At 30.6% G+C, this 17,655-nt stretch carries 14 protein-coding genes; 7 read left to right on the top strand and 7 right to left on the bottom strand.

The window, feature by feature from the left end; all coding sequences use genetic code 11:
- The first annotated feature begins 59 nt into the window (after nt 1-59).
- Nucleotides 60-473, top strand: coding sequence for a hypothetical protein (locus KTC94_RS10255; protein ID WP_220320322.1), 414 nt, complete (start codon nt 60-62; stop codon nt 471-473).
- A gap of 197 nt (nt 474-670) precedes the next feature.
- Nucleotides 671-1,738: a mannose-1-phosphate guanylyltransferase gene (locus tag KTC94_RS10250; RefSeq protein ID WP_216303321.1), complete on the top strand. Its 1,068-nt coding sequence runs from the start codon at nt 671-673 to the stop codon at nt 1,736-1,738.
- A gap of 41 nt (nt 1,739-1,779) precedes the next feature.
- Here KTC94_RS10250 and KTC94_RS10245 read toward each other — a convergent pair whose 3' ends face one another.
- The 3 genes from KTC94_RS10245 to KTC94_RS10235 all read right to left on the bottom strand — a co-directional run bounded on the left by KTC94_RS10245 (nt 1,780) and on the right by KTC94_RS10235 (nt 8,119).
- Nucleotides 1,780-3,468, bottom strand: a complete 1,689-nt coding sequence (locus KTC94_RS10245) for a sugar phosphorylase (protein ID WP_216303322.1) — start codon at nt 3,466-3,468, stop codon at nt 1,780-1,782.
- 15 nt (nt 3,469-3,483) lie between these two features.
- Complete coding sequence (locus KTC94_RS10240; protein ID WP_220320323.1) at nt 3,484-6,093, bottom strand: glycoside hydrolase family 38 C-terminal domain-containing protein; 2,610 nt, start codon at nt 6,091-6,093, stop codon at nt 3,484-3,486.
- A gap of 70 nt (nt 6,094-6,163) precedes the next feature.
- Nucleotides 6,164-8,119: a fructose-specific PTS transporter subunit EIIC gene (locus KTC94_RS10235; protein WP_220320324.1), complete on the bottom strand. Its 1,956-nt coding sequence runs from the start codon at nt 8,117-8,119 to the stop codon at nt 6,164-6,166.
- 197 nt (nt 8,120-8,316) lie between these two features.
- On the opposite strand from KTC94_RS10235, the gene KTC94_RS10230 reads away from it, so the two are divergent.
- Nucleotides 8,317-9,066: a MurR/RpiR family transcriptional regulator gene (locus tag KTC94_RS10230; RefSeq protein ID WP_220320325.1), complete on the top strand. Its 750-nt coding sequence runs from the start codon at nt 8,317-8,319 to the stop codon at nt 9,064-9,066.
- Nucleotides 9,067-9,196: 130 nt separating this feature from the next.
- Here the strand turns inward: KTC94_RS10230 and KTC94_RS10225 are convergent, their stop codons facing one another.
- The 4 genes from KTC94_RS10225 to KTC94_RS10210 form a co-directional block, all read right to left on the bottom strand.
- A complete protein-coding gene (locus KTC94_RS10225) occupies nt 9,197-9,883 on the bottom strand; it encodes an ABC transporter ATP-binding protein (RefSeq protein WP_216303326.1) in 687 nt (228 codons plus the stop codon).
- A gap of 12 nt (nt 9,884-9,895) precedes the next feature.
- On the bottom strand, nt 9,896-11,425 hold the full coding sequence (locus KTC94_RS10220) for an ABC transporter permease (RefSeq protein WP_220320326.1): 1,530 nt from the start codon (nt 11,423-11,425) through the stop codon (nt 9,896-9,898).
- 112 nt (nt 11,426-11,537) lie between these two features.
- Nucleotides 11,538-12,995 carry a cell wall metabolism sensor histidine kinase WalK gene (locus KTC94_RS10215; RefSeq protein ID WP_216303328.1) on the bottom strand — a complete coding sequence of 486 codons (1,458 nt, stop codon included), beginning with the start codon at nt 12,993-12,995 and terminating at the stop codon, nt 11,538-11,540.
- Nucleotides 12,988-13,677 (bottom strand): response regulator transcription factor, encoded by a 690-nt coding sequence (locus tag KTC94_RS10210; RefSeq protein ID WP_216303329.1) that lies wholly within the window; start codon nt 13,675-13,677, stop codon nt 12,988-12,990. Before KTC94_RS10210 ends, KTC94_RS10215 begins: the two co-directional genes overlap by 8 nt.
- A 313-nt stretch (nt 13,678-13,990) precedes the next feature.
- Between KTC94_RS10210 and KTC94_RS10205 the strand changes: the two genes are divergently transcribed.
- The 4 genes from KTC94_RS10205 to KTC94_RS10190 all read left to right on the top strand — a co-directional run bounded on the left by KTC94_RS10205 (nt 13,991) and on the right by KTC94_RS10190 (nt 17,565).
- Nucleotides 13,991-14,683: a response regulator transcription factor gene (locus tag KTC94_RS10205; RefSeq protein ID WP_220320327.1), complete on the top strand. Its 693-nt coding sequence runs from the start codon at nt 13,991-13,993 to the stop codon at nt 14,681-14,683.
- Between the two features lie 88 nt (nt 14,684-14,771).
- Nucleotides 14,772-15,695 carry an ABC transporter ATP-binding protein gene (locus KTC94_RS10200; protein ID WP_216303331.1) on the top strand — a complete coding sequence of 308 codons (924 nt, stop codon included), beginning with the start codon at nt 14,772-14,774 and terminating at the stop codon, nt 15,693-15,695.
- Complete coding sequence (locus KTC94_RS10195) at nt 15,688-16,443, top strand: ABC transporter permease (protein ID WP_220320328.1); 756 nt, start codon at nt 15,688-15,690, stop codon at nt 16,441-16,443. The genes KTC94_RS10200 and KTC94_RS10195 overlap by 8 nt, the downstream gene beginning before the upstream one ends.
- A gap of 204 nt (nt 16,444-16,647) precedes the next feature.
- The gene (locus tag KTC94_RS10190) at nt 16,648-17,565 is read left to right on the top strand and encodes a HAMP domain-containing sensor histidine kinase (RefSeq protein WP_220320329.1); all 918 of its coding nucleotides are present in this window, start codon (nt 16,648-16,650) and stop codon (nt 17,563-17,565) included.
- Nucleotides 17,566-17,655: the final 90 nt, after the last annotated feature.

Here is a 17,655-nt window from a genome sequence, read left to right as displayed (position 1 = left end):
TAATAAGTATAATGGCAGAGCATGATAATAGTATGATTTTTAATAAGAGGGTGAGAGGAATGACTAGCAAAGTGAAGAACGTAATATGGATGATATGGAAGAATGAACAAGAAGAAACATTTAAAGTAGGCGAATTAAGTAAAGGACCGGAAAAATATTATTTCAAATATGATATTGAGGGTGTTAAAAAGGCTGAAGCATATGGATTCTCTCCATTGCCGTGTTTTCCTATAGTAAATTCAAAGTATTTCAGCGAAAAATTATTTCGTTCATTTGTAACGCGACTACCATACCAGGGAGAAAAGGATATGACCTCTGTTTTAAAGGAATATAATATTGACGAATACGATGATTTAGAATTACTTGGAAAAAGCGGAGGCAAAATGTCAACAGACAGATTTGAATTTGTTTCGCCTTTTGATGAAGAGCGTATTGTTTTAGATAAAGAAGGTATTATCTCGGATGAGAAATAAAAACATCTAGACAAAAAGTGTGTAGGATGAAAAATATATTTTTCAGCCTACACATTTTTTGTTTTTCAAAATATGATAAGAAGTATAAGCAATTTTCAAATTTATAAAACTAAATACTTAAACAATATTATAAATTGTTCTCACAACATAGACTTATGAATCATAAAATGAAATGAGTAATAATTTGGGGTGGTATTTTGCTATACGTACTAATCTTAGCAGGTGGAAAAGGAACAAGACTTTACCCTCTATCTCGTGCACAAAACCCGAAGCAGTTTTTGAATATTATCAATAATAAGAGCTTTTTAAGAAGCACTGTGGATAGAATAAAATGTTTAGTTAGAAATGAAAATATTTATGTAGTTACAAATGAAGATTATTTTGATAAAATATGTGAGGAACTTCCAGAAATTAATAAAAAAAATATATTTGTGGAACCTAGTAATAAAGAAACTGCCACTTGTATAGGTCTATCCGCTGCCAAGCTAGTGAAGCAGGACAAGGAAGCAACCATGATAGTTTTACCTTCTGATCATTATATAGAAAATGAAAAGGAGTTTAAAGAAACTATTTTACAGGGAGTTGAAATTGCAAATAAAAAAAGAGGACTAGTCACCATAGGTGTACAGCCCACAAGACCAGAAACTGGGTATGGTTATATAGAAATGGGAGATAGGGTAAACGCTGATATGCCTACGTTCAAAGTAGAACGATTTTTAGAAAAACCTAATACCGAAGTAGCCAAGGATTTGCTCTTAAAAGGAAACTTCCTTTGGAATAGTGGTATGTTTGTATGGAGAGCAGATGTGTACTTACGAGAGATGGAGAAGTATTTACCTAAGATGTATAAAAGATTAATGACTATATATCAAGCTTTAGAGACTGATGAAGAAACCGAGGTAACAAAAGAACAGTACAATGAAATAGATGGAATATCAGTAGATTTTGGCATAATGCAGAAAACTAGAAAGGCATTTGTTATAAAATGTGACTTTGTATGGGATGACATAGGAACTTTTGCAGCACTTTCAAGGTTTCTAAGTAATTTACGAGGTAACAATGTATTGGGTAACACGTTTATGGAAGAGAGTGAAAATTGCTCAGTATTTGGTAAGGACAGACTTATAATTGGGTTTGGTGTAAAGGATCTTATAATTGTCGATGCAGGAGATGTAATACTCGTAATGGACAAGAATAAGGATCAGGAGATTAAGCATTTGGTTAATGAACTTAAAGAGTATGAAGAAACGGAAAAATATATATAATTTAATTTTAATAAGCCCCACCTATAGGGGGGGCTTATTGGTTACTTTATCCATACAAATTCATAGGGGTTTAGATCAATATTACCCTTTATTTCTCTGCCTGTAACTATGTCAATCCCCACAATATTAGGGTTGATTTTTACTGTTTTTGAGTCTACATTTACTATAAATGTTATCTTTTCTTTAGTATGGTCATTATATCTTTCTAATACAAATATATTTTCTCCTAAATCTAAAACCTCTTGAGATGCAAAAGGTGAAAATGCTGAATGTGTTTTTCTAATTTCAACTAATTCCTTTGTTCTATTAAATATAGCCTTTTTTCTTTCATCATTATCTAATTCATTAGATAGCTTGCTAAATTCAAGCTTTTCTCTATTAATTCTTCTATTTATTCCTGACGATTCTAAGCCCTTATAATCATTTCTTGATCCTAATAATGAATGATAGTATATAGCAGGTACTCCTACAAAAGATAGTAATATTGAAATTGAAGCTATTATCTTATTAACTTCATCCTCTAAAGTAATATCTTCATCTATATTTATAATAGCATCATTATAATTAATATTAAGTTCATATACCGACCTACTTCCATCCGCATTATTCTTATAAGAAACTCTTCCTCCATTTTTATTAACCTTATCTACTAAAACTTGTCTTTCATTATCAGTTAAGATTCCTTCTGTTGGTCTCATCCCTATTCCATCATGACTTGATAAGAAGTTAAAATATGTAGCTGTATCAGATACCTTATCTATAGTATTTGCCCACTCTGTTAACTTTTTAGAATTATGGGTTGTAAGAGTGTATAGTACTAGTGGTGGTAACGGAAATTGATATACCATATTTGCTTCATTACTCTTATCTCCAAAGTAACTTATATTTTCACTGTGAGGTACATTAGTCTCCGTTATTATTTGAGTGTTTTCTTTAAAGTAATCAAACAATAGTCTCCAAACCTCAATAACTGCATGGGTTTGAGGGAGATGCATGCAGTTTGTGCCAGACTGCTTCCATAAGAAACCTATAGCATCTAACCTTATTGATGTTGCGCCATTTCTAGCATAGTTTAATAATATATCTGTCATTTCTAATAAAACTGCAAAACATCCAAAGTTCACATCGATTTGGTCTTCACTGAACGTTGTCCATACTGTTTTTATTCCACTTTCGCCTTCATACTTATGGAATAATGGTGATGTTCTGGGCCTTATAACATTTTTAGTATTAAAATTATTATCTTCTTTTATAAAATAATTTTCATATTTTTTTTCATTACTTAAGTAGCCCTTAAACCAGCTACTTGATTTAGAAATGTGATTAGCTACAAAATCAAACATTAATCTATAATCCTCAGATAAATTTTTTATACATCCCCAATCACCTAAATCTTTATTTATTTCCATATAATCAACCACAGAAAATCCATCATCAGAGGTATAAGTAAACATTGGAAGAATGTGAATGTCTGTTATAGTGTTTCCTACCTTTTTATTTAAGAACTTCTTTAAAGTTCTTATTGTTGGAACCCCCTCCTCATAGATGCTATCTCCATAAGTTATCAAATATACATTTTTTTCTGAAATAGCATCTGCCTTTGTAAGTCTTATTTCTTCCCACTTATTTATCAGTTTTTCAATTTCATCTTTAAATTCATCTTTATATTCTGATCCATAAATAAACTTTAATTTTTCAACTACAGCGCTAGTTAATTCTAAATTATTCATAAAAACCTCCACTTCTTATACTATTATCTTTATAGTTACATATCCTCTAGGCTTAACTTTAATTTCTCCATTAACTTCTTCAATCTCTTTTTCATAAAGATTAGTTAACTTTATGGATTTAAATTTATCACAATATAAGTTAACCACTTCTTCACTATATCCTGGATTAAATAATCTTACTATAAACCCATCTTTCTCGTAGGATTCTTTACATACACTTTGTATTATATTTGCGTTATCTATTTTCATTAATGAATATTCATCTCCATTAACATCAAGATTTAATGGAATCTCAAACCTTTCTACTCTCTCTTCAAATAAATTCAGATTCTGCTTTTGGTAACTTGTATATCTTCCAATGAATTTGTCAACTTGTTTAAATAATTCTTCCGAGGAATCCCTTAGAGTTATGGCATATTCAAAATTCATTTTTTTGATCATTTGTGCATCTGGAGTGTAAACAACCTTATTGTTTATTCCAGAAGCTCTACCTGGTCTCCAGAGTAAATCATCACGTCCAAGTAACCCAACACTTCTAAATAGTGTTAATGCTATCTTTGAATTCTCTAGAATTTCATATTCTTTAATGCCCTTGGTAATAACCCCATAAGTATACTTTTCATCCTTTAACATAACCATATTCTCTAAGGCATATATTGGTACTGGTGCTTCTACAAATCCACTTTCTCTCCAGTTTTTTAGATATTTATTAGTATTACTTCTTTCAATAAAAGAGAATCCCTGGTCACTTAGTGAAGTTGAACTAACTACATTAGTATTTAAAACAACTCTTACTCTATGATCCTTTGCCGTATTATCTATATGATGCTTGATTCTTATAGTGGATTCACCATTTCTAAGCTCTATTTCTGTGTTTACAATTATCTCACAAGATTTATAATTAACTCCTCTATGCTGAATAATCATCTTGTTTATGTTCTTAGATTTTTTAACTTCTAAAAGAATAGCCTTACTTATAACTGTGCGTTCTCCATTTGAAGATGGAGAATAATCGTAAGAATCTCCACAATCTTCACTATCTTCAAAATAGAAGATGTCCGTAACTTCTTCACTTGTTTTTTTGTTTATTAATGTAATTTCATTATCCTTTAACCTTATTTTATAGAAGTTATTATCTATTTCATGGTCCTCAATAACTTCTAGTATATTTTCACTGTTTATTTCACCTTCATTAACGATAAGGGTCTTATATCCCAAAGCTTTAAGCTCTTCATTTTTTATAATTACTTCACTTCTATAATAGCCAGGAAGCTCTATTTGAGTATCTCCATCAGTACTTGCCACTACTTGCTTTCCGCCACTTATATAATCTCTTTTAACTATATCAAACTCGGCCGAATTTCCTTCTATTGTATTTAAGTTAAAGTTTTTTTTCACACTAAATATAACTGTTTCAACATTTTCTACTGAGCTATAAACTTTAGTATTAAATAATACAACTATATTTTCATTTCTTACTTTTTTACTAATAGCTGTAGTAATTTGCTTTTTAATTACATTAATTAATCCTGAGCAAATCGTATCAGACTTCTCGATCCTATTTAAAATTCCTCTATTTGTAGCATCAGAATTACATCCACCTATACTATCATGAGCATGAACATCAAATAATGATTTCCACATTATATCTACCCATGGAGTTGGATATTTTAACCCTAAGGAGTTCCCTATAACAGCAAGTGGCTCTAATATATAAAGTATCTTATTTTCCACATCATAGTTAGCTTTTTTAATATCATACCTTTGAGATTTTATAGTATTATGTATCCTTGATTTTTGACAAGCTATTAGTTCTCCTTTTATCTCATTTTCAAAAGATTTATTCATTGTATCCTTCATAAAGTCTTCATAGTTAGACAATATAAACTCATACTTATACTGCTTTTCATTAAGCTCTTTTATAGTTTTTGGAAAATGATTTCTAACTAGAACTTGGTCTCCTCCTGCTGGCAATAATAGATCATCTGAGCCCACATTTAAAGATTCCAACTTTTCTAACATTGGTATAAGTTTTTCTTCTATATATTTATCATCTGTAGTTAGAAATTTACCCGGGCCATAACCCAAGAAAATATTATTAGCATTAACTCTTTCTCCATCAGGTGATGACCATCTAAAGTTTAAATTATCTTTTAAATCCTCTGTGTATACTCCTCTTTGAAGTATGCTGTCTTCTATATCAAAACCCCTAAAAATTGAAGGTAAATATTGATTTTGTCCAAATACATCGGGTAGATATCCTACCGTCATAGAGTGGCCAAATTTATTTCCTAGTCTTGTTCCATATAATAAGTTTCTTATTATTGATTCTTTATTTACAAGCAATGTATCAGTTTGAGTATACCAAGGCCCTACAAATATTCTTCTTTCCTTAATCAATTCTTCTAATTTCACCCTATCTTCTGGATAAAGCACTAAATATTCCTCAACTATTGATAATTGTGCATCTAATGTATAAGAATTAAATTCTGAGTCCTTTTCTAACACTTCAATAAGGTATGGAATGTTTTGGCTTAGCAGTACGTTTGAATCCTCTATTGTAAAGTACCATTCTCTATCCCAATGAGAATGTGGTACTATATATACCTTTTTCTTTTTATTCATATTCTCCTCCTAAATCATAATCACTAGTGAAAGAACTAAAAGCTATAAATATAGCTTTTAGTTCTTTTATTTATAAAGCTGTCTTTTTCTCGTGTTTTCTAATAATATGATATCTTATAAAAATATTAGCAAAAGCTATGAATAATACACCTACTATTAATCCTATTATGTAAGCCCATAAATTTTCTACTAAAGGCCATCCCCATATTGCTGGTAATGGATTCCATTGAACAGCGCCTAGCGCAACAGCTGTACATGAACCAATTATTGCACCAATTACATTGATTGGAATGGTTATTAATGGATTTTTTAACATAAATGGTATTGCGCCTTCACTAACTGCTATGAGCCCTAACACAATAGATGTATTACCAACAACTCTTAAGTTTTCATCAAATACTCTTCTTCCAACTATATATTTATCTAAAACTGTTGCAAGTCCAAGCCCTATTGGAGGAATTACTATAGATAATACTCTTCCTGTTAAAGGGAATATTTCATCTGCTGCAAGCCCCATAGCTATAGCACCTGCTGCCTTGTTTACTGGCCCTCCAAGGTCAAATGCTGTACAAGCTGCTATTATAGAAGTTAATATTAATGTACTTCCAGTATTAAAAGAAGCAATTAAATTTGATAACCAACCATTTAAACCTCCAAAGACAGGATCAATAACATAGAAATTTAGCACAAAAATAACAAATACAACTATACCTGGTAATAAGAACATTGGCTTCATTGCTCGAAGATCTTTTGGTAACTTGATCTTTTCATTTAAGAACTTGGTTAAGTAACCTGCGACTAAACCAAGAATTAAAGCACCTAAGAATCCTGAAGGTATCCCTCCTTTGATTTCCCAGAAGGTATAATGCAATCCACCGGCAAAAGCACCACCTATAAATCCTGGTACAAGACCCGGTCTATCTGCAATTGAATATGCTACATATGCTGCGAATACTGGATATATAAACTTAAATATTAATGCACCAAACTTATCTAAATAATATAAGAATACGTATAATTGATTTGCGCTTTCTCCTAATTTATTCAAGTTATCTATTTGACCTAGGCCCATAGCCCAAAGTTTTGCTATACCCATCATAAGACCAGCTGCAACTATAACTGGAATCATATAAGAAATACCGGTCATTATAGCTTCCATCATTCCAGCTAAGAAGCCTTTTTTAACACCGCTATCCACAGAGGATTCTGATACAGCTCCACTCTCTACTTTGCCATCTGGATTTTCTAAAACTCTCACAATTAAACCCTTAGCATCCTTTAGTGGTTCTGCTACCTTTACCTTTACAAATGATTTACCATTGTATCTTTCAATGTTTTTAACGGCTATATCACAGGCAAATATTACTCCATCTGCATTTTTTATATCGTCCTGGCTATGTGTATCTTCTATACCGTTAGCGCCTTGCTTTTCAGTAAGCACTCTAACTCCCATTTCCTTACCGGCCTTTTCTAGTGCTTCAGCAGACATATATGTATGAGCTATTCCTGCTGCACAAGATGTAACAGCTAAAACTGTCTTATTATATTCTACAACTTCATTATTAACCTTTTTATAATCTAGCGCCGCTATAAACGCTTTAATATCTTTAGCCTTCTTTAAATTTGTGGTAAAGTCTTCATACATTAAAGCTGATGCAAGTTCACCTAACAATTTTAAATGAGTTGAGCCTTCTTCTGCTTTGGGGATAGCTAATAAAAATACTAATTCAACATCATTATTTTCCGTTACACTTTCCCAATCATTTATAGGACTTTCTAACCTAGCCACTGCAAAAGCTGCTTTATTTACTGAAGTTGATTTACCATGTGGTATTGCAACCCCTCTTTCTAGTCCTGTTGGAGACTGTGATTCCCTCTCCATTACAGTTTTAAAAAATTCTTCTTTTGATGAAAGTATACCTTGATCATAAAGTTTGTCTATTAGTTTTTTTATAACTTCTTCTTTTTTTAAAGATTTTTGATTTAAAATAATTAATTCACTATTAGTCATATTTTTTAAATCCATGATCATTCTCCTTTATCATTTTATATATGAGGGCTTATTGATTTGTGAAACCTTTTACATTTACAAGATAATTATTACATAAAGAGATAAAGTTTTGTTATACAAAGAAAGTATAATTTTACTTTTCCGCATTATGATGTGTATAATGTAATTATAATATTCGTTATAGAACATCATAAAAATTGGAGGTATTATATTTGAGTGTTGTTGTTAACTATTTCGCTGATAAGTTAAATGACTTAACTTATGCTGAAAAACATATTTTCTATTACATAGACTCAAACTTAGAAAAGGCAAAAGAACAATCTCTTACCAAGATGGCTGAAGAAAACAATGTCAGCAATACCACGATTGTTAGAATGTGTAGTAAACTTGGACTATCTGGTTTTTCAGAGCTTAAATATATATTAAAAAATATTGACATACCATCTACTCCTAACATATATAACTATATAGGTGTAATTAAAAACAATATCAATCACTCTCTTGATAAATTATCTATAGGCAACATTAATAAACTAGTCAAAATGATAAAAGGGTCTCAGAAAATCATTATAGTCGCTGTTGGCCTCTCAAAGCCCATGGGTGAATATTTTTCAAAACTATTAATGCAGTCCAACAAGAGTAGTTTCTATATATATGAATCTCAGATAATTGATCTTTTAGATAAAAGTTCAACCCATGATGATTTGATAATTTTTATATCAAACAGTGGAGAGACTCATACATTAACTACTATTGCTGAAAAACTAAGCTATAGGAATTTTAAAACTGTTGCTATTGTTAATACTCCTGATTCTACTTTATCTAAACTTGTAGATATTTCTATAAATGCTTATTCTGAAAAAAACAATTTATATGGTTATGATATAACAGCACGCTCTACTCTTTTGGTTATTATTGACATAATTTTTGCTTATTATATTAATAACACAAAAATAACATAAATAAGGAAAATTGATGATGTAATTAATCTATATAAGCCAATATTAATACGAAATTAAACCCTCTTAATTAAATAAGAGGGTTTAATTTCATTTAAAATGGAAGTCATCTACGGAATCAGTGGGGTGGATTTTAAAGCGAAGATAGCTTGCTATCATCGTTATTATCGAATTTTCCGTTAGCAATCATTATTTTTTTGTCAGCGAATGTAGCTACTTTTGATGAGTGAGTAACGATAATTACACATTTGTCTTGCTGCCTTGCTAGTTCTAAAAAAATCTTCATTATGCCTTCTTCTGTGTCTTTATCAAGGTTACCTGTTGGCTCATCAGCTAAAATTATATCTGGATTATATGATAATGCTCTTGCTATTGCAACTCTTTGCTGTTCACCACCAGAAAGTTTTAGGACTCTACGCTTTGATTTTGTTTCATCAAGTTCTAAATTTGATAACATATTTAGAGCAATTTCATTTTTATTTTCTAGTTTCTTTCCAGATACATCAAGTGATAATACCACATTTTCCTGTGCTGTCAGTTGAGGCAGCAAATTGTATCCTTGAAATATAACTCCCACCATTCGGCTCCTATATTGGTATTTATCTATTTTTTTAATATCCTTACCATCATATAAAATCTTCCCTTCAGTTGGAGTAGTTAACCCCGATAATACAGATAAAAGCGTACTTTTGCCTGCACCTGATTTGCCTATAATTGCATAGATTTTGCCCTTTTCAAATTCGAAATTAATGTCATTTAAAATCTTTTGATTATTACCATCATAAGAATAAGACAAACTTTCAAGTTTTAATATACTCATATACCTCTCCCCCTAATTCCTATTTGATAATATCTTAAGCGGTTCATAGCGTAAGATGAATATCGTTGCTCCACAACTACTAATTATTGTAAGTAATATACCAATTCCAATTAACTGCAATATTACTTTAATATCAGTTGCTGCTGTTATATTTTTAATATAGCTGACATCGTTATTTTTTGAAGAATTTCGAATTTGAACACTTCCTCCAGCTTGACCCATTCCCGGTCTTCCAAAATTTTCATTTTGGGTGGATTGCTGTGTTTGAGCTGATGTTACTTGGCTTTCAAGTAATGTGTTTGCAATTGGTACAGAAGCTATTGCTCCAATTGATGTCCCAATAATTATTGCAACAAAAGTAACTAAAAATAGCTCTATAACAAACTGAAATGCAACTTTTATTTTCTTCATTCCAATAGCAGTCAATACTCCTACCTCATATTTACGTTCACGAATATTGAAAATGTTAAGTACAACTAAAATCGTTCCACCGATTATAAAAACAAGTAAAAGAAATATGTCTGCGAATTTGTTTAAATTTTTAAGTGGAACTAAGCTTTGCTCGTAATTGGTTACATCTTCTGATGTAACCGTATAGTCTTTGGATAGTCCAAGTGATACCACATCAGTTTTAAAGTTATTAAATTGTTCTATATTTGAAAAAGAATATATACCACTAGTTTGGTATCTTAAAGCTGTTGTAGTTTCGTTTTCATTCTGATCAGTAGATTTTTGCGCCTTATTTTCTGAGTTATTAGTAATTGCTTTTAGTGTGTTGTAGTTTGTATAAATATAATTTGCAGGATCCTGCGATGCGGAAAATCTCATCATTTTATTATCGCTTGTAGCGGTTGTGCTATAAATGCCCTTTATGGTGAGTTCATATGTTTCCGTACTTAAATTAGGGTTTGATAACTTTATTTTATCACCAACCTTTAAATTGTTAAAAGTTGATAGTGTATCACTTATTAGGCAGGAGTTATCTGCTTTATCAAATGAAAAAATTCCACCGGATGCAATTTTATTTGTACCATTTACAAATGATGTCATCGCATTTTCTGTGTTATATCCCCTAATTGTGAAATCACCCTGTTGCCCCATACCTCCAAAGTCTTTTTTGTCACTAGTGACAACTTTAAATCCATTTGTATCTCCGGTTGTCGTGGTCTCAGTTTCAGTGTATGGCTCGATGCCATCACTTTTTGAAATAGAACTTTCTAATGAGTAATTAAAATCTTTAACATAGCTTGAATTTGAGTATTTTTGCATTTCAGCTAAGGTAATAGCCGGATTGTTTTGCATAAGCTGACGTAATGCCTGTCTGTCATTCTTAGCTTGTTCTTGGATTTTTGTCATGTCCACTCCAATTGTGGCTGTAATTGATAAGTCTTTTAGTCCCTCATTCTGGGCAGTTTTTGCTGCTTGTTTAATAGATAAAGCAACACAGCTAGAAACTGCGATTACAAGCGCAATAATTCCTATTAAAATATTTCGACCTAGATTTCTCGAAATATTTTTAAGTGCATTTTTGAAAATATACATAGTGACTAATCATCTCCTTCTTTAATTCTAATTATATTTAACAGTTGTGATGTTTTTGTGAGCTTAAATAAAAAAATCTGCTTAACGCCTAAGCGTTAAGCAGATTAAATTATTAATTTGTGCTTTTCAAAGAAAACCAAAATTCAACGCCACCGTCATGATTTATAACACCATAATCGCCTTCATGAGCGTTAATAATTGTTTTAACAATGTAAAGCCCTAATCCAACATTGTTTTCGTCATTTCTTGTTCTTGCTTGATCCGTCCTATAAAAGCTGTCCCATATCTTGTCGATATTCTCAATAGGAATATTTACGCCCTCGTTATATATTGAAAACACCACATTTTCTTGTTGTTTCTTAACAGATATCTTAACCATATTATTTGGTTTTGTGTGTGAAATTGCGTTTATCATATAATTTTTCATCACTTGCTCTAAGTGTATTTTATCACCACTAACGCAGCAATCATTTTCAAAATGCGGACTATAGATAATATCTTTTTTTGCAAACAATACATGGTTTTTTGCAGTAAGAAGTGATGCAACTTCTCCCAATTTAATATTTTCTTTTTTTAATTTAACCAAATTATTTTCAATGCTTGAAATATCAAGCAAGCTCTTAACAAGCTGATCCATTTTTTGGCTTTCATCAATAATTACATCATAATAAAAGGTTTTATCGATACCCTCTACATCATTTTTTAACATTTCGGAATATCCCAATAATAATGAAAGTGGGGTTTTTAACTCATGGGAAACATTCGCAATAAATTCTCTTCTCATTTTTTCTATTTGCTTTTGGTAATCAATACCTTTCTGCAGGACTTGATTTGCGCTTGTAAGCTTTGAAATCATTTGTGAAAGTGTATTCGACATGATATTAATGTTCTTAGCTAACCTTCCTATTTCATCATCAGGCAAATTTTCATCTGCTTTTTTAGTAAAATTCAAAATAGCCACATTTCGTGCCACTTCATCAATTTGTTTAATAGGTTTACTGAATTTCGAAGCAAATATATATGCTGCAAATCCACCAAATAGTAATGCAAAAATAGAAATAAACACACTAAATTTAGCGAGAATTTTTGCGCTCTGTTCAACTCCAGAAATGGGTGTTTCAATTACAATGAATCGTTTTCCATTTTTAGAATTTATTATTCCGTGAAGCATTAAGCTTTCTTCATTTGTTCTATAGTTCACCTGCAACTCAGCGCGTGGATTTTCAGAAAATATTACTCTACCCTTTTCACTTTTAAAACGAGGAGGTGCATCTGGGGGAAATGGATTATTTCCCCCATAACTATTATAAATAACATTATTTAATTTATCTAAAATTGTAATTTTTAAATTATCAGTTTCTTCGCGGTGGTTAACGATATTGTATAAATTTGTATCATCATCACTGTAATTTTGATTGATTTGACTAAATAGTTGCTCAATTACATTGCTTTTTTGTGCCTTAAAATATGGATTTGCTAAAAATATATTGAATATTACTTGTAATATTACAATTGAAAAAATAATTAGCCCAACAAATATAGTAACTTTAGTTTTAATTGTCTTATTCATTTTTCACCTCAAAGCGATAACCAACGCCATGGACGGTTTTGATATATTGGCAATTGAATACAAGTTTTGCTCTTAATTGCTTTATGTGTGTATCAACTGTTCTTGCATCGCCTACATAATCATAATTCCAAACGGCATCTAAAATTTGTTCTCTGGCTAAAACTAGTTCATTATTTTCAATAAAGTATAAAAGTAAATCATATTCTTTGGGTGTAAGGTCTAATTTTTCATTGGCACAAACTACTTCTTTTTTTAACTTATCAACTGATATATTGCCTATAACAACATTTTCGACCTTTCGCTTACCAGTTCTTTTTAATACAGCTTCAAGTCGTGCAAGAAGTAATGACGGCGAAAAAGGTTTAGATATATAATCATCTGCACCAAATTTAAATCCAGCCAATTGATCATATTCCTCCCCCTTAGCAGTAAGCATAATAATTGGAGTAATCGAGTCTTCACGAATTTCAGAAAGTACATCAAATCCATTCTTCATTGGCATCATTACATCTAATAAAATTAAATCTATCTTACTGTTATTAGAATAAAACATTTCCATCGCTTCTTTTCCATTGCTTGCCTCAAGTATCTCATATTTATGACTAACGAGAAAGTCCTTAAGCATTCGTCTAATTCTACTTTCATCATCAACAATAAGAATCAGACCTTTTATTACATCCATTATTATCACCGCCTTAAAATGATAGTATACCATAACTATGATAAAAATATGAGAAGTAAACATTAGTCACTACAGACCTTTTTCAGGTGACTGTCCAATAGATATTACTTGAATTAGTAACGTAGTGAACAATTTATATTCGCTAATTATCAAGATTCAGATCCCCATAATAGGTATTATAAAGGAAATACTTTAATAATTTTACAAATTGATAAAACAAAAGTATACTAAAATTATATAAATCTAAACTATATATGGATAAAATTCCATATGTAAGATGATGTATGAAATTAATTTATAAAGGATGAGTAGGATGAATGATAATATAAGTGTATTGGTGGTAGAAGATGATATAGATATAAATAATTTGTTATGTGGAATATTGAGTAAACATGGATACTATGTGAAAACTGCATATTCAGGTTCAGAAGCAAAAATGTGTATAAAGCAGTGTGATTTTCACATTATCTTATTAGATTTAATGATACCGGGTATATCTGGAGAGGAACTTATACCAATAATAAGAAAAGTTAAAACTATGCCAATAATAGTTTTATCTGCAAAGACAGCACAGGATACAAAAATAGAAGTACTAAAACTTGGTGCAGATGATTTTGTGTCCAAGCCTTTTGATGTAAATGAAATTCTAGCAAGGGTTGAATCACAACTCAGAAGATATATGATATTTTCTAATAAAAGTCAAAGTGAAAATATTTTAAAGTATAAAGATTTAATTTTAAATAGTGAAGCAGTAGAGGCACTAGTTAAAGGCGAAAATATTAACATTACACCAAGAGAGTTTCATATATTAGAGATGTTAATGTCTTACCCCAATAAGGTGTTCACTAAAGCAAATATATTTGAAACTGTATGGAATGATGAGTTTTTTGGTGATGATAACACTGTAAATGTTCATGTAAGCAATCTTCGCTCAAAAATAGCAAAGATTGATCCAGATAGTGAGTATATTCATACAGTATGGGGAATTGGTTATAAGATGAGCTAGAAATCTTAATACTTTCTTAAGGATTTCCTTAAGGTTTCTTATACTTTAAGTACTATTATAAATATATAAGATAAGGGGAGGGAATTTAATGGGGGATATAATTTTAAAAACAAAAAAATTAACTAAAAAGTATGGTAAGGACTTTGCCGTAAATAATGTCGATTTAGAATTAAAACAAGGGGATATTTACGGACTTGTAGGTAAGAACGGTGCAGGAAAAACAACAATTCTTAGGATGATATCTGGATTATCTATACCAACAAGCGGAGAAATAGAACTTTTTAATGAAACATCAAAAGCCGGTTTAAATAATTCAAGGACAAAGCTTGGATGCATGGTTGAAACACCAAGTTTTTTCAAGTATTTATCAGCAAAGAAAAATTTGGAATACTATAGATTGCAAAGGGGCGTTGTAGAAAAAGAATGTGTGGATAAGGCAATTAAAATGGTAGGTCTTGAGGATGCGGGCAAGAAAAAATTCAAAAATTTTTCACTTGGCATGAAACAACGATTAGGGCTCGCGCTAGCTATAATGACAAGTCCTGACTTACTAATCTTAGATGAACCTACCAACGGTCTTGACCCTACTGGAATAATAGAATTAAGAGAACTCTTATTAAGATTTAATAGAGAAAGAAATACAACAATAATTATATCTAGCCATATATTAAGTGAGCTGTCTCAACTTGCAAATACCTATGGCTTTATTAATAAGGGCGAGTTTGTAGAGCAAATATCTGCAAAGAATCTAGAAGAAAAATGTAGAAGGCACTTATTAATTAAAGTAGATGATACCTCAAAAGCCACCGTTATAATAGAAAATAAGCTAGAATCTATGGAATATGAAGTGTTAAATAGAAATGAAATTAGATTATATCAGCACATAGATACCCCAGAGATTGTGTCAGAGGCGCTTATTAATAATGGAATTAAGCTATTTTCAATTAATAACAGTGGCGTGAATTTAGAAGAGTATTTTGTGGATTTAATTGGGGGTAATAAACATGATTAATTATATAAAAGCTGAACTTTATAGAAGTTTTAATAGAGTATATTTTTGGGCTTATACAGCTTCTATAGGTATTTTATCTATATTAGCTAATGTTATGATTTTAAATGTACATTGTCATATTCCCACTGATAGTATTAATAGTATGTTTGATAAGTTCATTATGTCAACCCTTATTATGCCAATATTTCTAGTAGTTGGATTTGTGGATATGATTACATCGGAGGAAAACAAAAATGAAACGCTTAGAAATGTTGTGGTTTTTGGAGTTACAAGAAGTAAAATAATTTTATCAAAGCTTATAACTACCGTTATCCTTGCATTTATAGCAGAAATTATTATATTAGTTTTGTATTTTGCGAGCGCATTTGTAGTATTTGGAGTAAATAATGAACTAATTATAACTATAATAAGGTTTTGTCAAAAATCATTAGTAGCCACGCCTCTATGGATAGCAGCTATAGCAATATGTACTTTCTTAGCTGTTATTATTAAAAATAATACTATTTTTGCATTTGTCTATTCTGGAATATTTATATTTACAGACAAGATTATTGGAGTGCTTTCATTCTTTGTTTCTGATAAGTTTAAATACCTGGAAAATATTCTTATTACAAAAAAAATAAATGAAATTTCAACATCATCATTAACAAGCGAAACTATAATATCCTCGGTTTTAATGGGAGTTATTTATACATTAGTATTTACAATTATAACTATAGTGTATTTTGAAAAAAAGGAAGTTAAATGATCTCCTGCGGAGCTGCAACAGCTTCACAGAAGCTGTATTATCGACTTCAGAAGGAGATTTATATTCCCACTGAAGTTTTCTATTTATTAGGGCAAGTAACTCCTACTTATAGAAGAGGGGGACTTTCCTTCTGAAATGTCGTTAAATAAATTAGAGTAGCATACGGATAATATATTTTAGATATTAGAGGAAGGGGTGATATTTATGCAAAGAATAATAATAATTTTATTACTAGCTGCGGTAGTCATATCTGTTACCCTTTATGTTTTCCTATATAGTGAAATTAAAAGTATAAACAATCAATTAAACAAAATTAATAAGACTAAGACTAGTTCAAAAATACTATTATCTTATGATAATAAGCAATTACATGGGTTAGCTTTGGGAATAAACAAAAACCTAGAAGAAAAACAAAAGTCAGAAGCTAAATATAAAAAGATGGATTTAGAGCTTAGAAAAGCTATTTCAAATATATCTCATGATTTAAGGACTCCATTAACTTCGATAATGGGGTATATGCAATTAATTGATAATAATAGTTTATCTGAAGATGAAAATAAGAAATATATAGATATAGTAAAAAACAGAACAAAATCCTTAGAATCCTTAATAACTAGTTTTTATGATTTATCAAGACTAGAAGGTAATGAATATAAATTTGATATGAAATCATTAAACTTAAATAATATATTGTGTGAATGCGTGGCTTCATTTTATAATGATTTTTTAAATTGCGAAGTGGAACCTAAAATTGATATAGAAGAAAAACCTTATTTTATTATAGGAGATGAAGTTGAAGTAAAGAGAGTGTTTTCAAATCTAATACAAAACATTATTAAATATGGTGAAGGATATGCAGCCATCTCTTTAAAACGCAGTAATGATTACATTGTTACAATATTTCAAAATGCTGCCCAAAATTTAAGTGATGAAGATGCGAAGCGTTTATTTGAACGATTTTTTACAGCAGATAGAGCAAGAACAGGGAAAAGTACAGGGATTGGACTTGCTATAACAAAACAACTAGTTGAACAAATGGGGCATGAAATTTCAGTGGAACTAGTAGAAGGAAATCTTAGCATAATAATAAGGTGGAAATGTTTAAAGTCTATTACAGAGTAGATAGTCCGAATTTAAAGTAAGTCATCTTCAAAAAAATAACAAGCCACCTTCTGGCTTGTTATTTTTTGATTATATAGGAAACAGCTTTCG

The sequence above is a fragment of the Clostridium sp. CM028 genome (assembly GCF_030585565.1).
Lineage (GTDB): Bacteria > Bacillota > Clostridia > Clostridiales > Clostridiaceae > Clostridium_AD > Clostridium_AD estertheticum_B.
Note: the sequence above shows the minus strand (reverse complement) of the source record. Positions and strands in the feature narration are given on the sequence as shown.